14 protein-coding genes and 1 pseudogene are annotated in these 16282 nt (G+C 44.1%); 10 read left to right on the forward strand and 5 right to left on the reverse strand.

Features of this window, described 5'->3' with window-relative positions:
* Positions 1-98 precede the first annotated feature (98 nt).
* The 3 genes and pseudogenes from JGK39_RS27480 to JGK39_RS27490 all read right to left on the reverse strand — a co-directional run.
* A pseudogene (locus JGK39_RS27480) lies at positions 99-335 on the reverse strand (hypothetical protein); the annotation flags it as partial.
* 128 nt (positions 336-463) lie between these two features.
* A complete protein-coding gene (locus JGK39_RS27485; protein ID WP_265234661.1) occupies positions 464-730 on the reverse strand; it encodes a hypothetical protein in 267 nt (88 codons plus the stop codon).
* Positions 684-947, reverse strand: a complete 264-nt coding sequence (locus tag JGK39_RS27490) for a hypothetical protein (protein ID WP_293298069.1) — start codon at positions 945-947, stop codon at positions 684-686. The genes JGK39_RS27485 and JGK39_RS27490 overlap by 47 nt, the downstream gene beginning before the upstream one ends.
* Before the next feature lie 38 nt (positions 948-985).
* Here JGK39_RS27490 and JGK39_RS27495 point away from each other — a divergent pair, with 38 nt between their 5' ends.
* From JGK39_RS27495 to JGK39_RS27515, 5 genes are all read left to right on the forward strand, one after another.
* Positions 986-1309 (forward strand): helix-turn-helix transcriptional regulator, encoded by a 324-nt coding sequence (locus JGK39_RS27495; RefSeq protein ID WP_293262723.1) that lies wholly within the window; start codon positions 986-988, stop codon positions 1307-1309.
* Between the two features lie 15 nt (positions 1310-1324).
* Positions 1325-2014, forward strand: a complete 690-nt coding sequence (locus JGK39_RS27500; RefSeq protein ID WP_293262726.1) for an ImmA/IrrE family metallo-endopeptidase — start codon at positions 1325-1327, stop codon at positions 2012-2014.
* 59 nt (positions 2015-2073) lie between these two features.
* Positions 2074-2313, forward strand: a complete 240-nt coding sequence (locus JGK39_RS27505; RefSeq protein WP_293175323.1) for a polymorphic toxin type 33 domain-containing protein — start codon at positions 2074-2076, stop codon at positions 2311-2313.
* 22 nt (positions 2314-2335) lie between these two features.
* The gene (locus JGK39_RS27510; RefSeq protein WP_293256909.1) at positions 2336-2767 is read left to right on the forward strand and encodes a DUF4279 domain-containing protein; all 432 of its coding nucleotides are present in this window, start codon (positions 2336-2338) and stop codon (positions 2765-2767) included.
* 213 nt (positions 2768-2980) lie between these two features.
* Positions 2981-3832: a YheC/YheD family protein gene (locus JGK39_RS27515; RefSeq protein ID WP_293256906.1), complete on the forward strand. Its 852-nt coding sequence runs from the start codon at positions 2981-2983 to the stop codon at positions 3830-3832.
* A 46-nt stretch (positions 3833-3878) separates the two neighbouring features.
* On the opposite strand, the gene JGK39_RS27520 is transcribed toward JGK39_RS27515, so the two are convergent.
* Entirely contained in the window at positions 3879-5144 is a 1266-nt protein-coding gene (locus tag JGK39_RS27520) for a hypothetical protein (RefSeq protein WP_293256903.1), read from the reverse strand.
* 91 nt (positions 5145-5235) lie between these two features.
* Between JGK39_RS27520 and JGK39_RS27525 the strand changes: the two genes are divergently transcribed.
* Positions 5236-6063 carry a hypothetical protein gene (locus JGK39_RS27525; protein WP_293256900.1) on the forward strand — a complete coding sequence of 276 codons (828 nt, stop codon included), beginning with the start codon at positions 5236-5238 and terminating at the stop codon, positions 6061-6063.
* 275 nt (positions 6064-6338) lie between these two features.
* A complete protein-coding gene (locus JGK39_RS27530) occupies positions 6339-6758 on the forward strand; it encodes a hypothetical protein (protein ID WP_293256897.1) in 420 nt (139 codons plus the stop codon).
* Between the two features lie 365 nt (positions 6759-7123).
* Here the strand turns inward: JGK39_RS27530 and argS are convergent, their stop codons facing one another.
* The gene (gene argS, locus JGK39_RS27535; protein WP_293256894.1) at positions 7124-8881 is read right to left on the reverse strand and encodes an arginine--tRNA ligase; all 1758 of its coding nucleotides are present in this window, start codon (positions 8879-8881) and stop codon (positions 7124-7126) included.
* A 338-nt stretch (positions 8882-9219) separates the two neighbouring features.
* Between argS and JGK39_RS27540 the strand changes: the two genes are divergently transcribed.
* The 3 genes from JGK39_RS27540 to JGK39_RS27550 all read left to right on the forward strand — a co-directional run bounded on the left by JGK39_RS27540 (position 9220) and on the right by JGK39_RS27550 (position 16182).
* A complete protein-coding gene (locus JGK39_RS27540; RefSeq protein WP_293256891.1) occupies positions 9220-9615 on the forward strand; it encodes a hypothetical protein in 396 nt (131 codons plus the stop codon).
* Positions 9616-10420: 805 nt separating this feature from the next.
* Positions 10421-11812 (forward strand): malic enzyme-like NAD(P)-binding protein, encoded by a 1392-nt coding sequence (locus tag JGK39_RS27545; RefSeq protein ID WP_293256888.1) that lies wholly within the window; start codon positions 10421-10423, stop codon positions 11810-11812.
* A gap of 509 nt (positions 11813-12321) precedes the next feature.
* Positions 12322-16182 (forward strand): PAS domain S-box protein, encoded by a 3861-nt coding sequence (locus JGK39_RS27550; protein ID WP_293256885.1) that lies wholly within the window; start codon positions 12322-12324, stop codon positions 16180-16182.
* The last annotated feature ends 100 nt before the right edge of the window (positions 16183-16282 follow it).

Genomic DNA, 16282 nt, shown 5'->3' on the forward strand with positions numbered 1-16282 from the left:
CTCACCTATAAATGTAATCAGTTGTCACTAACTGCCTGAGCAGCTAGGCTAACCGTCCCATAAGCTTTTAGGCTTATTTTAGGTTAAACGAACCGCACTGCGACGAACCAAAGTTGACCCCAAAGTGTATGGGAAGTTTGACCGAGGGAACCGAAGAATTTGGCAAATTTGAGGATGGTGATCGAACACTTGGAACCGTAATCTGTGTCGCCGATCGCCCATTGGCCACTTTGGCAATTGTTGCGAACGGCGATCGGGATTTCTGGTACTAGCAAAGCATTGCTAGGTTTGGCACCAAATACTGAAAATGTAGGTCTTTCTTTTGTGGTAGTCATTGTTCGTTTTTCCTAGGTTATTGATTTATTTTCTGACAAGTTGGAATCGGTAATTTGTAATTTGGAATCGGCCATTAGTAATCCGTTAAATCCGTTACATAATCCGTTGCCGAACTTCCTTCGATTGATTACCGAATGAGATGTGTTGTCGCTTTTGGTTCTGGATAGGTATACTCAAGCATCGCCTCTTGTTGAGCTTGAATAATCCGCAGCGCGGTGAGCAAATGCTCTAAGGTTTCTAAGTGCGCTGGGGTGAAGTGGATGCTGAAGCCTTCGCCATCCCGCGCGTAGCCCGGACAAACCAGCGAGGCCGAGCTTTGTTCTTCGTGGGTGGCGATGTATAGCCAGTCATCGTCTTCGAGCTTGTAATGCGTGTCTGTCCAGGTTCTCAGCATTTGCTATCTGTTCCTCCTTAATTTGCTGCGTACAAGGGTTTTGACGCCCACCGCCGATCGCTCGTCTAAAGTTAATGGCGCTATATCTAGCGTTTCTGCTGGGATAATTTGCACCTTCAACCATACCCGTGCGGTTAATTAGGTTGATTAAAGCGTCAACTAACCTCATGGTAGCGCGGGTTGATTTTCCCGTCAAGTATTTTGTTGAACTTTTCATCAAAACAGGCTAGAATGCCTGTCAGGAGGCGAAAAACCGTGGAACAAACATTTGGAAGACTGATCCGTCAAGCTCGCAAGGACAAAGCTTACTCACAACGTGAGCTAGCTGGTATGTTAAGTGTGGATTTTACTTATTTGTCGAAGTTGGAGAACGATCGCGCCGATTATGCGCCAAAAGAAGATGTAATCCGAGCATTGGCGCGGAATCTCGACATCAACGAAGAGGAATTGATTTTTCTGGCGGGGAGACTGCCTCAGCAGTACGAAGCGCTGCTGAAGCAGAATCCGAAGGAAATGCAGGCTCTTTTCCGGCGGATGCAAGAAAATCCAGATTGGCTCAAACAATCTTTTGAAGCGTAACAGAGGCCTATCACAGTGAGTATTTTTAAACCGTATTGCTTCTATCCCAAAGAATCGATCGAGCGTTTGGCTTCGGACATCCTAATGCAGATGCAGAAAACGCAAAATTTTGCTCCGAAATGGCCTTTTGAAGCGACAACGGTGGCTGATTTTCTCGATTTGGGCGTAGTCTGGGACTGCATTGAGCCCGATGCAGAAGGTGCGATCGCCGCGAGGATTTTGCCCCAGCAGCGGTTAATCGAAATCAACGAATTGATTCTCGAAAAACCGCCGGGGTTCATCGAATCGACGATCGCCCACGAAATCGGCCATTGGGTGCTGCACGTCAATCAAGACGAAGCAGACGGGACTGTGAAACAGTTGGAACTCAACCTCGGCAATACAGAAAAAACCGCCCAGGATGTCGAGGAAGCGTTTGTTTGTCGGGGCGCGGGTGCGGATAATAAGGTTTTGTCGATCGAATGGCAAGCCCAATATTTCGCAAGCTGCTTGTTAATGCCCCGATGTATTTTGGAAGATAAAAGACAGGGACGGGATTTAACAAAGTGGTCGCATTTATACAAAATGAGAGATGAATTGGGAGTGAGCATTTCCAATTTGACAAACCGCTTGCAAGAGTTTGGTTGGATTTACATTCCTAAGGGAACGCGCGAGATTTATGCCGGGAAAGAGGCGGCAAACGGGCAGCAGCGGCTATTTGGATAGAATTTGATGGGATTTGAGAGTTTATTTCAAATCTCTATCATCTTTTGAGGGTGTGAGGAATGACGGAAACAGATTTAGAGAATACTGAAGAAGAGCGAAACTGGAGACAAGACAAGCTGCTAACTATTGATGAGATTGAGAGGCTTCAAAAAGGGGGTGAAAATATTCATCTACTCAAAGGTAAACGGAATGCTTCAAAAAGAGATCTCTACAAAGACACAGAAGGAAATATTTATGTTAAACCTAAAGGTGGTATTGGAACAGGTGAATTCACTGATTTGAATATTAATGATTTTTAATTAATCAAAGAGGAGCGGGCAGATGGAGTCAGAAATTTACGCTTACTTTATGTTGACTGGAATGGAATTCGATCCCGACGAAGTGACTGCCAAGGTAAGCATCAATCCAACTGAAAGTTGGAGGAAAGGGGACTTAATTAGTGCCCGGGGTACTAGACGGCACAAAGAAAATGGTTGGAGTGTGTATTCTAAAATTGAAAAATCTGCCGACTTAGAAGAACACATTAATTCGGTTTTAGAACAGCTTCAGCCTGGGTGGAGTCCTTTGCGAGAGTTATGCAAGTTTTATGCTGCGGAGATTGCTTGCGTCATTTATTACAGAAGTGGCAGCATCCCAGCGATTCATTTTGAGAAAAGTATCGTTGAAAAGGTACATCAATTGAATGCGGAAATTGATGTAGATTTTTATGTTTTGCCAGAACAGATTGCCTCGGATGAAGCAGTAGCAGCATGAGGGGGTATAGCGTTGTTGAGCAATCGAGCGATCGCCCTTTTGGTCTGATTGCTTCCTCCTGTGGTACAGTATGATTGAAAAAAAACATGAATTACCCATGGTGGCTAGAAACCGGGTTTCTACGATTTTTACGTTGAGTGACGAGAAATAGACAAAGAAACCCGGTTTCTGGAGCGGCGCGCGCAAGTCATAAACAAATATACTGTGCAAATTATGCAGACAAATATCAGTTTGGTTCTGGAAGCTTGTCAAGAGTTAAATATCAGTTATGAAATCCTCGCGCCCAACCAAAACTTAGTGAGAATCAAACTGAACGGTGAGGATTATTACTTTGTTAATTTCAGTATGCCGTTTAACAACGAGCAAATCGTACACATATTTAAAGATAAAGAATATACCTATCACTTGCTGAAAGGCAAGATTAAAACTCCTCAAACTCTAGGATTTCTCTCGCCTTTTTGCGAGGAAAAGTATTACAAATATTTAGAGTTTAAAAATTGCGAAGAAATTGCAGCCGAAGTGAGCAAAACATTTTCCCTCCCTGTGATTGTGAAAAGAAATCGCGGTTCGGCGGGAAACAATGTATTGCTTTGTGAAACGAAGGAGCAAGTTCAAGCCGCGATTGAAATTGTATTTAATGTCAACAGCAAAGATTATGACTATGTTTGCCTAGCTCAAGACTATATTGATGTCCGACACGAATATCGGGCGGTTTTCTTTAATCAAAAGCTGGTTTTGCTGTATGAAAAAGACAAATCAGATGCTAAATTTGCGGGAAATTTAAGCCCGCTGCACTGGGAGGGTGCCAAAGCCAAGCATATTACCGATTTAGAGATACTTTCGGAAATTGAAAATTTTGTTCGCCCTGTTTTTGAAGAGATTCGGATTAATTACGGCGGGTTTGATATTGCCTTAGATACAAATGGGGAATATTGGTTAATTGAAATTAATTCGAGTCCTAATTTTGAGATTTTTGTAAGAGATAACGATCGCAAAATTGCGGTAACAATGTTTAAAGACATCTTGGAGAGCTTGATTGTCAACAAAACACCTTATTTGAAATGAAGAGTTGAGTAACGAGAAACTCAACCCAACCTATATATTTTAAACTTCACTCCATGCTTTGAAAATACCAGTAAAGATTAGCAACAGTTAAATCATTGATTTCTTGCCAACTTGAGGGGGCTAAAGCTTTATAGCCAGAGGTATTGGCTTTTTGACTGATATAAGATTCGTGTTGTTGACGCAAGCTAGGTTTGATCAAAAATCGTAATTGATCCAGTAGCGATTTGAAGTGAGATTTTTGTTGCAAGTTTTGGTAGAGCGCAATTTCTGCTGGTTCTGCTAGTATACCAACTTCTTCTTTAGTGGTTGAAACTGGTGTCGTTTCCATATTTAAACTAGCCAATTGTTTACGCTCATCCGCCGATAAACTTAGCATCCAATCTACCTGATTTTGCCAAGAGTTCAAAACTACTAGATCCTGATTATAAATCCGTGTGATTTCTGGAAATATAAAATCAATTTCATCTTTTGTGCAGCGCTCAATCACAGTGAGAATGTCTTGGCGTATTCTTTCTTGGAGGTGGGAAAGGGAATTACTTACAGACGCAGGCTCGTTCAGCAATTGATAAGTTAATGAAATTGTCTGCTCAATTGCCCAAGCACATTCAACTCTACGAAGATAGCCCACTGCACAAGTGGCTTTGAATAATTCAGGATTATTATAGTCAGCTAAAGCAGTAGCTAAAATGTGTTGTGCGCTTGTTAAGGTAGAATTTTTGGTATGTTTATCTTTCATTAATAAAGCACTTTGAATTAGTTTCTGTGCCATCGCAAATTTCCCATAAGCTTGACTTAAGATTAAACGATGGTGCTCAAAATTAATGCTTTTAGCTAACAGTTTTATTTCAGCAATAACATCTGCTTTATGGTCTTTCAGCAGTGCTTCTATACTGATAAAGCCGTGTGTAACTGTTAGCTTCAATTCCTTAATATCTTCCCTCATTTTCAAGGTCTGATGAAGGTTAACGGCTGACATTGCAGCTATGGCCACTACACCGACACCAATGACGGCAGTAGATGCTGACAGAATGCCCACATTAGCCGAGAGAGATGTTAAGCCATACTGAATCACATCTAATTTTTTGTCAATTTCTTTAAAACCCCGATCGGTTTGAACCATTTGCGCTACACCCAATACAAAATCTGGAATAGCTAACAAAGGCTCGGCAACCATACCAATTGCCGAACCTACAAAGTGACCTGTTGCCCTGTCTCTAGCTATTCCCAATAATACTCCTGCACTATTCTTCACGACTTCATAAGTGCCGGAGATGATACCAGCCTGTATGTGAGGAGGAAACACAAAAACCATATTTTTTTACCTGACTAGCGATTAATGTTACACATTATAATATATTATATGATTATGGTTAACTCTGTCAGTCCAAAGTGGAATTACTTAAATGAACGAATTCATGAAAGCATTTCAGAACATCGCCCAATATGCGGCTCTCGTCGCGGCGGATGATGATAAATCTTTAGAAATCAAGGAATCTGCTACAACCGTAATTAAGTCTGTCCAGCCTGGGTTTGATGAATTGAGGGAATCAGCCACCAGACTTGAAAAAGTTGTGCAAAAATGCCGAAACGATATCGATCGCGCTGAAGACGTTTGGACTTGCAAAATTGGGATTATCCAAGCTTCAAAACAGGAAATATGGCAACAGCTTGGGGAACTGAGCGGCTGTCATGTCAGAATCAATGAACTAGGTCGTAAATGTCAAAATGCCGCGATTGATGAATCTCAAGATTATTGGGATAAAATATTTGATGTCCGCGTTAAACAGAAGTGGTTTATTGATGCAGCCAAGAAACAAAAAAAAGGAATTGGCTGGGGAGAAAAAGATAATTTTATTAAAGATATTCCCATCGTTATGAATCTTGTTTGTAGGGAAATTGAACAAATCATTAAGCGCAGCCTGGATCTGGTTTATCAAGACCTTAGCACGATTAACTTAAAAGTGCTTACCCAGTATTTCCAAAATTTAGATAAGCAGACAAAAGATGTGTTGAATCATCAGATGAATTTAACTTTTAGCGAGATAGCAAATAAATTTGAGCAGCCGACAGTTTACTTGCCTGAGAACACCAAATCACTGAGGTCTGAACTTATTTCGGCTCTGGATAATTTATCCAAATACCGTTTAGGCGATCTTTTTTGGGAAGAGGTTGTAAAATTTAAAAAGGAGGTTTCAACCGCGATTGATAATTTCATTAATTCAATTTGTTGATGACAGATTATACCATGGAAGTAGAGCTTTAGTTAAAGCCCTGAGATTTTACAATAAATTTCTCGAAAAGCAAGATAGATATCAGCAAGAAACACCTGCACAACGTCAGGCTGAAAGAGCCTGGATTGATTCGCAATGGACTGAAATTAAGAGATTGGAAAAAGGTATTAAAGTAATTCTAAATTCTTCTCCATAATTCCTTAAGCTACTGTCATTGTACTAGAGCGCAGTTCTTCCTATGCTAAAATAAACTTAGTCACAATTTCATCAAAACAATGACAGCACAAGTGTTAGAACTAGAGGGAACGTGGGAAGAAATTCTCGCCCAATCAGCAAAATTTTCTGGACGCCGAGTTCGCATCATCGTTCTTGCTAACGAAGATGAAGAGGTACTCCCATCTCCCGAAGAAAGTTTTCGACAAGCATGGTTGGAAATAAAGACAGGAAAAACTAGACCTGTATCTGAACTGTGGGAAGGAATTGATGCAGCGATAGAGATGATGGAATCTCTGCCAGAAACTTTACAACAGCAAGTAGCAGAATACTTGAAAGAGTATATCGCAGACTTAAAAGAGGAACTTCAATGGGAAGAATCTTTCAAAAAAACGCAACCGCAACTTGTGGCTGCCGCCCAACGCGCAAAAAAAGAAATTGCGGAAGGAAAGGCACGGGAAATGAAACTGAATGAGCTATGAAATCTGCCACCCTCCCTTCCTTTTGGGAAAACTACAATTCTCTTGACAGTAGAGTAAAAGAGCAAGCTAGAAAAGCTTATCGTTTGTGGCTTGAAAATCCCTTTTATCCATCTTTGCACTTTAAGTGTATCAACCAAGAAGAAAATATCTGGTCTGCGAGAATCACGCGGAGCCATCGATCAGTGGGCATTTTACAAGGAGATACCGTGACATGGTTTTGGATTGGGAACCACGATGATTATGAACGTTTTTTCTAGTAATCAGGCCGGGGCGGGTTTTCGAGATGGTTGGTTTCAGGCAATTATTGTTAGCGAACCCGCCCCTACATCGCCTGGAATCTTGACTGTTTCACAAGAGTTAAAGCATCACATTCTCTCTAACACCTGAATTCCCAACAATCCTAAACCCAACTTCAAACTCCTCGCCGTCAAATCGCACAAAATTAGCCGCGAAGTCCGCAACGGTTCATCGGCTTTCAAAACCGGACACTGCTCAAAAAATTGATTGAACTTTTGACTTAATTCAAACAAATACTGACAAATTCGATTCGGCAACAAATCGCCGCTAACAGCATTCACAACTTCATTGAACTGCAATAAATGCTTTGCCAATACCAACTCGGCATCTGACTGCAAAATCACTTTCGCACCAGCATCTAAATTGTCAAAATCAATCTCTCCTTTGCGGCGAATTCCCTGGACGCGCACGTAAGCATAGAGCATATATGGTGCGGTATTTCCTTGCAATGCGAGCATTTTGTCGTAACTGAAAATATAGTTGCTGGCGCGGTTTTGACTTAAGTCGGCATACTTGACGGCACTCAAACCAACTGTTCGAGATACGTTGGCAATAAATTCTTCTGTTTCGTGTCTTTCTTCTGCTTTTAGTCTATCTTCTAAATCTTGGCGGGTGCGGACGATCGCCTCATCGAGCAAATCTTGCAACCGCACTGCATCCCCAGAACGAGTTTTTAGTCTTTTCCCATCCTCTCCGCATACCAAACCGAAGGGAACATGAACAATTTCCACATTGTCAGGAATCCAATTGGCTTTTCTGGCGACTGCAAATACTTGAGCAAAATGGTTGGCTTGTCCTGAATCGGTGACGTAAATTATGCGTTTTGCACCGTCTTCTTTGATTCGGTAGCGGATGGCGGCTAAATCGGTGGTGGCGTAGTTGTAGCCACCATCAGTTTTTTGGACAATTAGCGGCAATGGTTCGCCTTCTTTGTTGGTGAAACCATCTACAAAAACGCATTTTGCACCGTCACTTTCTACTAGCAAACCGAGACTGGTTAAATCTTCGACTACTGCTGCTAATAATGGATTGTAAAATGATTCGCCGCGTTCGGTTAGTTGGATGTCTAGTAAGTCGTAGATTACTTGAAATTCCCGCCGGGATTGATCGCACAGCAGTTTCCAGGCGCGGCGGGTGTCTTCGGCGCCTGCTTGCAGTTTTACTACTTCTTGGCGGGCGGTTTCTTTGAAGGTTTCGTCTGTGTCGAAGCGCTGTTTTGCTTGGCGGTAAAATGCGACTAAATCTCCTAAGTCTAGGGCGTCTGCGGTTGTTAATGCTTCGGGGTGAACTTCGCGCAAGTAGGCGATTAGCATTCCGAATTGGGTGCCCCAGTCGCCGATGTGGTTGATTCTGAGTACGTCGTGGCCTTGAAATTCGAGGATGCGGGCGATCGCATCTCCGATGATTGTCGATCGCAAGTGTCCGACGTGCATTTCTTTGGCGATGTTGGGGCTCGAAAAGTCGATCGCGATTCTTTGAGGTGCTTCTGTCAGTGAAATCCCCAAACGGGTGTCGGCGGCGATCGCGCTTATCTGCGCTTCCAAATAAGCTGGTTTCAGCTTCAAATTGATAAAACCGGGGCCCGCGATTTCTGGGGTTTCGCAGATGTCGGCAATATCTAGATTTTCGATGATGGTTTGCGCGATCGCCCGCGGTGGCTTACCTAACTTTTTCCCCAAACTCATCGCCGCGTTGCACTGAAAGTCCCCAAACTTGGGATTACCCGCAGGCGCTAGCATCAGATCGGTATCGGCATAACTCTCACCGAATGCGGAGGTGAAGGCTTTTTCAAATCTTGTTTTTAACTGTTGGGCGATCGAGTTCATCTTTTATATTTTGATTGGATGTTTATTTTAAACTCTACATCGAGCACTTTGTGCCAATAATCCTCTAACAACTTATATAATTTTCCTCTCCCCCTTTCCCCTTCTTCCCGAATCTCTAGAAAATTTTGTGTGCTTAGCTTTTAGGTGCTGATGCAGTCGAAATCACTGACCGTGCTAGCACAGATGATATTTTATCACAGTTGCGATCGCTACACAAATCCAAAAAGATCACATCTAGTCAACGATCGCGATCGCTAGATAATTTATTTAAATCAGTTACATTAAGGTATGTTAATATTTTTTTAATGCTCCCCAAAATTCTACGGAAGGAAGTAGTTATGTTATCTCAACCTGTTTTTGGCGATCGTTCTCTGACCATAGCCTTTTATCAAGCAGTAATCGATCGCTTCGATGACCCTCTGAGTCTTTCGACTCAAGCATTATTACGCGAGTGCACCCTCGGCTTCGCCCCTTGTCCCGAGGGAGTCAAAACCTTTTTCATTATCGCGCCGAGTCTGGATGCAGCAGAGCAACTAATTGGCAAAATCGACAACATTTTAGAGCGAGTTGCCGAACTCATGGCTGGAGTCGGACAAGTTGCCCTCTGCATCGTTCCCCCCGGCAGCGAGGCCGAGCAACCAGTAGATCTGCAAAGCTTAGAAAAAGTTCCCGCCGATTGTCTCGCTTGCAAATTCTTTACAATTATGTGTGCTGATGCTGCGAGCGATCGCTAAAATTGACAGTTAGCAACCAGCAACTCGCTGTGCTTGACTGAACCTGTGCCTCTGCCGGCGCGGGATATATTGCCTATTAGTAACAGTCGCTGGAATTAACAGGGCAAAGCGTGCAGGTAATTCGATCGAAAGCAAGGTTGCACTCGCTATCGAAGAGTGTTAAACAAGCAGGCAAAATTAATATACATTCATGCCCCCTTGTCAGTCGATCCGATTTTTACCTGCCGGCTTAAGCAGCCGTGCATCTACTGACAGTTGACAGTTGACAGTTGAGAGAAGGAAGAGGGTTCGAGGGAAGTAAGGAAAAGGGAATAAGGAAGAAGATATACACAGTAAGCTTTTTAGCGATAGATATTTTATGTTGCGTCAGGTGGATTTACTGAGCGCTGAAAAATAGAGTTTTGCTTCATATTAATTAAGTTTGCAGCGAGCAGAAAATTTTGTAAAAATAGAGAATTTGCGATCGCACGCTCACATCAGAAACCCGGTTTCTACGAAATTTTGGCGACGAGCAGATATATAGTTAGTAGAGTGCGTCAGTCCGTAGTTTCGCTTCAGTTAAAAGACCTTGAAACTGACGCACCCTACGCAGATATATAGTTAGTAGGGTGCGTCAGTCTCAAGTTTTGACAAAATTTAAACACATGGAAACTGACGCACTCTACGGGGATATATAGTGCGATCGCATCCCAGGCTCATAGAACTTGTTAAAAATTTCAGTTGAAAAATTGAATTATTAAATTTTATGCCTAACATTGGCGATAAAATCTAAAATTGCAATTCTCAAATCTCAAATCAAGCCATCATGGTAAAACTGACACCTAACCCCAGCTTTAGTTTAACGATTCGCGTTGCTCTGCCGAACCAGCCGGGAATGCTAGCAAGCGTCACCAGCGCGATCGGATCTGTGGGCGGCAACTTCGGCCAAATCGACTTAATCGAGCAAACCCGCGCCACTACAGTACGCGATATCACCGTCGATGCTTACAGCACCGAGCACAGCGAAGAAATAGTGCAAGCAGTGAAAGCGCTACCGAATATCAAAGTGATCGACGTGTACGATCGCACTTTCAACCTGCACCGGGGCGGTAAAATCAGCGTAGAAAGCAAAATTTCCCTCAAACGCCAGTCAGATTTGGCAATGGCCTACACTCCAGGAGTCGCCCGCATCTGTACTGCGATCGCCAATGACCCCCAACAAGTTTACAACCTGACAATCAAACAAAATACTGTTGCCATTGTTACCGACGGTAGCGCAGTTTTGGGACTCGGAAACCTCGGGCCGGAAGCCGCACTCCCAGTCATGGAAGGCAAAGCCATGCTATTTAAAGAATTTGCCGGAATAGACGCTTTTCCTATCTGTTTGAATACCCAAGATACAGACGAAATTATTCGCACAGTGCAGAATATCGCTCCGGTTTTTGGGGGAGTTAACCTCGAAGATATTTCTTCTCCCCGCTGTTTTGAAATTGAAGCAAGATTGCGGGAAACCTTAAATATTCCGATTTTTCACGACGACCAGCACGGAACTGCGATTGTCAGTTTGGCAGCATTAATTAATGCCTTAAAACTTGTCAAAAAAACAATGGCAGAAGTGTGTATCGTGATTAACGGCGCCGGTGCGGCGGGAGTTGCGATCGCCCGCTTGTTACGCAAAGCAGGTGCCGAAAACATCATCATGTGCGACTCCAAAGGCGTCCTTTCCAAAGATCGCACGGATATGAACCCAGAAAAACTCGAATTTGCTGTGGCTTCGGGCGGTACTTTGGAAGATGCGATCGCCGGTGCGGATGTATTTTTAGGTGTCAGCGCCCCCGGCGTGCTCACGCGATCGATGGTGCGATCGATGGCCGAAAATCCGATCGTTTTTGCCATGGCAAATCCCATTCCCGAAATTCAGCCAGAATTAATTATGGAGGATGCCGCGATAATCGCCACCGGACGCAGCGATTACCCGAATCAAATTAACAATGTTTTGGCATTTCCGGGGATATTTCGAGGTGCTTTGGACTGCAAAGCTGCGACGATTACGACCAGTATGTATTTGGGTGCAGCTTACGCGATCGCCTCTTTAGTCAGCCCTTCACAGCTTGACAAAGAACACATTATACCGTCTGTTTTTGACGAAAGAGTTGCCACTGCTGTCGCCGGTGCAGTGCAGTTGGCCGCCCGAGCCGAAGGTATCGCCCGCGATTAATTGAAGGAAGTTCGGCAACGGATTATTTAACGGATGTAACGGATAGAAGGATGTTCGGCAACGGATTATCTAACGGATAGAAAGAAGAGGGAAGATGCGACAACGAAAAGGGAATATGCCATGTATAAATTCATGGTCTTTGTAGCAGTTTTGTACTTCTTGTTTTGGGATTTTTCGGGTTTATTCTCATTTTCCGTTTCCTCGTTCCCGTTCATTCTTACTGCTTTTTCCTTCCCCATCCTCTCTTTTTCCCTGTCTATTCCCTCAGCCGCTCAGCGTTAAATTCCGTACACTGCTAGTTGCCGAACTTCCCTCTAACTTCTAACCTCTAACCTCTTCCTTCTGCCCTCGAACCTCAACATCTATCCGTTAAATCCGTTAAATCCGTTAAATCCGTTGCCGAACTTCCTTCTTCCTTGTTTTTTGCTGAGTGATAAAAATCACACCAATAAACCAGATAATCGACATAATAAAGATATAATTAATTATCCCAAGCCCAGCTAGGTCAGATGCAAAGCCAGTTAGGAGAAGACCGGAGCAATCGCAGCAACAGCAAATTGTTAGAACTGTCCCCGCTCGGGTTGGCATTGTGCCGGACGGACGGGACTTTTCTCGACGTAAATCCAGCTTTTGCGAGTATTATCGGCTGCACAGTTGCAGAAACTCTCAAGCTCAACTACTGGGAAGTTGTGCAAACACAGTGTACTCGCCCAGACAAGTATCTAGAAATTCCAACAAAAAATAGGTGCGCGGGCCCGTGCTCCGCAGCATACAAACATAAAAACAACCATCTCGTAACCGTGCGAGTTTCGGAGCGGGCAATTGAAACAGACGGAGAGTGGGCGATTTGGTTGAGTGCTGAACAAGTTGTTAATTGGGAGCCTGAAAATAGCGAGCTGCTGGAATCAGCGCCGCCGCACTGCAATTGTCATCTAGAAAAATTGCTGGCAAACCAGACGGACGAACTGGCAAAAACTCAGGAACTACTCCAAGAAAAAATCGCCGAACTGGAAGAAGCAAACTCGAAACTGCGGCTGCAAAATCAGATTATCGACCAAATTCGCGAAGCCGTAATTTGCACGGATGCGAAGGGCTTGATTACCAGTTGGAATAAAAGCGCTCAAAGGCTGTACGGGTACGATCCAACTGAAGTTATCGGTCAAAATATTAGTCTGATTTACGCGCAGAAACAGCGGAAATTAATATCAGAATTAGTTGGGAATCCGCTATTTGAAAAAGGCGAGGCAGAACTAGAAATCAGAATGAGCCGCAAGTCGGGGGAAGACTTCTGGTCGCACTTGTCAGTTTGTCTAGTTAAAGACGTTTGTGGCGAAGTTTTGGGGAGTGTGGGCTGCATCAGGGATATTAGCGATCGCAAAGCTTTAGAACAAGAATTAGCACAGAGACAAGCACTTTTTGATTCCTTTTTGCAGGAGGCGCCGGCAGGAATTTGCATTTTTGATTCGCAACTGCGATACGTGCAAATTAATCAATTTCTAGCAGAAATAAATGGCCTGATTCCAGCAGAACACATTGGCAAGACTTTAGGCGAAATACGGCCGGATATCGCTCCAATGGTAGAGCCTTTATACGAACAAATATTGAGAACGAAGCAACCCCTAATTAACATCGAAATGAGCGCTAAAAATCCCAGAAAGCCGGGGATTATGCGACACATGACAGCCTCTTATTTTCCTCTACTAGACAAAGACGGTGAGGCGATCGGCATGGGTGCAGTTGTGATTGACATTAGCGATCGCAAGCTTGCAGAAGCAGCCGTCCAAAAAAGCGAACAGCTCTACCGCACAATGGCAAGCAACATTCCTAACGGTGCGGTGATGTTGTTCGATCGCGAAATGCGCTTTACCCTGGTAGAAGGTATAGAATTAGCAGCAGTGGGGCTTTCTAAAGAGTTGATGGAAGGCAAGACAATCTCGGAAGTATTCGAGCCGGATTTTTGCGCTGCTGTCGAGCCAAATTATCGGGCGGCGCTGGCTGGAGAAACTGTTGTTGCAGAATTTGCCTATGGCGATCGCATTTACCTCGCTTATACTTTGCCAGTCAGAAACGAACGGCAAGAAATCACCGGTGGATTGCTAATGACTCAAAACATTACCGCTCGCCAATTAGCAGAAGAAGCCCTCAGAGAAAGCGAAGAAAAATATCGCTGCATTGTCGAAACAGCAGATGAAGGAATTTGGATGATCGATGCGGAGGGTAAAACTACTTTTGTCAACCAAAAAATGGCTGATATGCTAGGCACCACCGTAGAGGATGCGATCGGGCAGTCGCTATTTGATTTCATGGATGCAGAAGGCATTGCGATCGCCGAAGCCAATCTCAGCCTCCACCGTCAAGGAATTAGCGAACAGCGAGATTTTAAGCTGCGCCGCCGAGATGGCAGCGAGTTGTGGACGATGGCTTCTACTAATCCCTTACCAGACAAAGAAGGGCGCTATGTCGGTTCTTTAGCAATGGTTGCTGACATCACAAATCGCAAGCAAACAGAAGCCGCATTGCAGCAGTCGGAAGCCAAATTTCGATCGCTCTACGAACTAACCAGTTTGCCAGTTTTGATGTTATATGAAAATGGCATCTGCGACGCCAACACCGCCACCCTCAAACTATTTGGCTGCACCGCACCGCAACAGTTGTACGGCAAAAATCCCGGCTTGCTGTCGCCTGCTTTCCAACCCAACGGCAGAGATTCTTTGAGCTTGGCAGACGAAATGATGGATCTCGCCTTTGAGCGCGGAAACCACCGTTTTGATTGGGTTCACCAGCGCTCAGACGGTACTGATTTTCCCGCAGAAGTCGTGCTGACAATCATCGAAGTTGGAAATGAAAAAATTATCCAAGCAGTCGTCCAAGATTTAACCGATCGCTTCCTTGCAGAAGAAACATTAGTGCGATCGGAACAAGCCCTCAGACAGCAAGCTCAGAGAGAACAACTGCTGAATCAAATTGCCAACCAAATCCGCATTTCTTTAGATTTAGACACAATTTTAGCAACCGCCGTCCAAGAAATTGGCAATTTAATGCAGCCAGACTGGTGCATCTTCACTTGGTACCGTCCCAACAGCAATCCTCCGGTTTGGGACATAGTTTGTGAAGCCAAAAATCCAGATTTGCCAAGTTTGCTAGGTACTTATATTGTGGAGGACACATCTAGTGCCGGAGTCAAGCAAATTTTGCGCCGAGAAATTCTGCGAATAGATGATGTCAGCACTTTTGAAAATGCAGAATTGCGCGCAGCTTTCCAGGCAATCAAAGTTAACTCAGTGCTCTCGCTACCAATTCACACTGCTTCCGGCGATATTGGCGCGATTACCTGCTATCAGGCTCTGTCGGCGCGAAATTGGAGCGACTCGGAAGTCGAACTGATGCAAGCGGTGATCGCTCAAATTGCGATCGCGATCGACCACGCCGAACTCTACGATCGAACCCGCACAACTGCTCGATTAGCTCAAGCTCAAACCCAACAGCTAGAACAAACTTTGCACCAACTCCAGCGAACCCAAACTCAATTAATTCAAAGTGAAAAAATGTCAAGTTTGGGACAGTTAGTAGCAGGTGTCGCCCACGAAATCAACAACCCAGTTAACTTTATCTACGGCAATCTCAGCTACACCAGCGAATACACTGACAACTTGCTAAAACTGCTGCAACTTTACGAGCAAGAATACCCGCAACCTAGCCCCAAAATTTTAGATGCCAGAGAAGCCTTTGAAGTTGATTATATTGTGGAAGATTTACCAAAAATTGTCACATCTATGAAAGTCGGAGCCGATCGCATCCGCGACATAGTTTTGAGCCTGCGGACTTTCTCAAGATTGGACGAAGCCGAAATGAAGCAAGTTGACATTCACGAAGGCATTGAAAGCACGCTGATGATTTTGCAAAACCGCCTGAAAAATAAACCAGATCGCGCGCCAATTAATATTATCAAAGAATACGGTGACTTACCTTTAGTTGAATGTTATCCCGGTCAGTTAAATCAAGTATTTATGAATTTGTTGAGCAACGCGATCGACGCCGTGGAAATGGAGATAAATAAACCCGATCGCACGGACAACATTCTCGCAATTACGATCCGCACCGAACTAACCGACAATAACAGCGTGGCGATGCGGATAGCTGACACCGGCTCCGGGATGAGCGAAAACGTGAAGCTGCGCTTGTTTGACCCATTTTTTACCACAAAACCCATCGGCAAAGGCACAGGCTTAGGATTGGCGATTTCGCACTCTATTGTCGTAGAAAAACACGGCGGCGAGCTTACCTGCAATTCTGTGTTGGGGGAAGGTTCCGAATTTGCGATCGAGATTCCGCTGCGGCAAAAAAGAAATTCAAACCCAATGCAAAATTAACAGAAACCGGGTTTCTTCCGAGATATGTCGTCACCAACCGAGATTTTCTCAGAAACCCGGTTTCTTAGACTTGGCACTTTGCAAAATAGAAAACTTCTGA

It is taken from the genome of Microcoleus sp. PH2017_12_PCY_D_A, assembly GCF_020738565.1.
GTDB lineage: Bacteria > Cyanobacteriota > Cyanobacteriia > Cyanobacteriales > Microcoleaceae > Microcoleus.

Bases quoted from the DNA above. Each gene is read 5' to 3' on its own strand.
- JGK39_RS27510 (WP_293256909.1), top strand. From the start codon at position 2,336: ATGGAGTCAGAAATTTACGCTTACTTTATGTTGACTGGAATGGAATTC.
- JGK39_RS27530 (WP_293256897.1), top strand. From the start codon at position 6,339: ATGACAGCACAAGTGTTAGAACTAGAGGGAACGTGGGAAGAAATTCTC.
- JGK39_RS27540 (WP_293256891.1), top strand. From the start codon at position 9,220: ATGTTATCTCAACCTGTTTTTGGCGATCGTTCTCTGACCATAGCCTTT.
- JGK39_RS27490 (WP_293298069.1), bottom strand. From the start codon at position 947: ATGAAAAGTTCAACAAAATACTTGACGGGAAAATCAACCCGCGCTACC.
- JGK39_RS27550 (WP_293256885.1), top strand. From the start codon at position 12,322: ATGCAAAGCCAGTTAGGAGAAGACCGGAGCAATCGCAGCAACAGCAAA.
- argS (WP_293256894.1), bottom strand. From the start codon at position 8,881: ATGAACTCGATCGCCCAACAGTTAAAAACAAGATTTGAAAAAGCCTTC.
- JGK39_RS27505 (WP_293175323.1), top strand. From the start codon at position 2,074: ATGACGGAAACAGATTTAGAGAATACTGAAGAAGAGCGAAACTGGAGA.
- JGK39_RS27515 (WP_293256906.1), top strand. From the start codon at position 2,981: ATGCAGACAAATATCAGTTTGGTTCTGGAAGCTTGTCAAGAGTTAAAT.
- JGK39_RS27545 (WP_293256888.1), top strand. From the start codon at position 10,421: ATGGTAAAACTGACACCTAACCCCAGCTTTAGTTTAACGATTCGCGTT.
- JGK39_RS27525 (WP_293256900.1), top strand. From the start codon at position 5,236: ATGAACGAATTCATGAAAGCATTTCAGAACATCGCCCAATATGCGGCT.
- JGK39_RS27485 (WP_265234661.1), bottom strand. From the start codon at position 730: ATGCTGAGAACCTGGACAGACACGCATTACAAGCTCGAAGACGATGAC.
- JGK39_RS27520 (WP_293256903.1), bottom strand. From the start codon at position 5,144: ATGGTTTTTGTGTTTCCTCCTCACATACAGGCTGGTATCATCTCCGGC.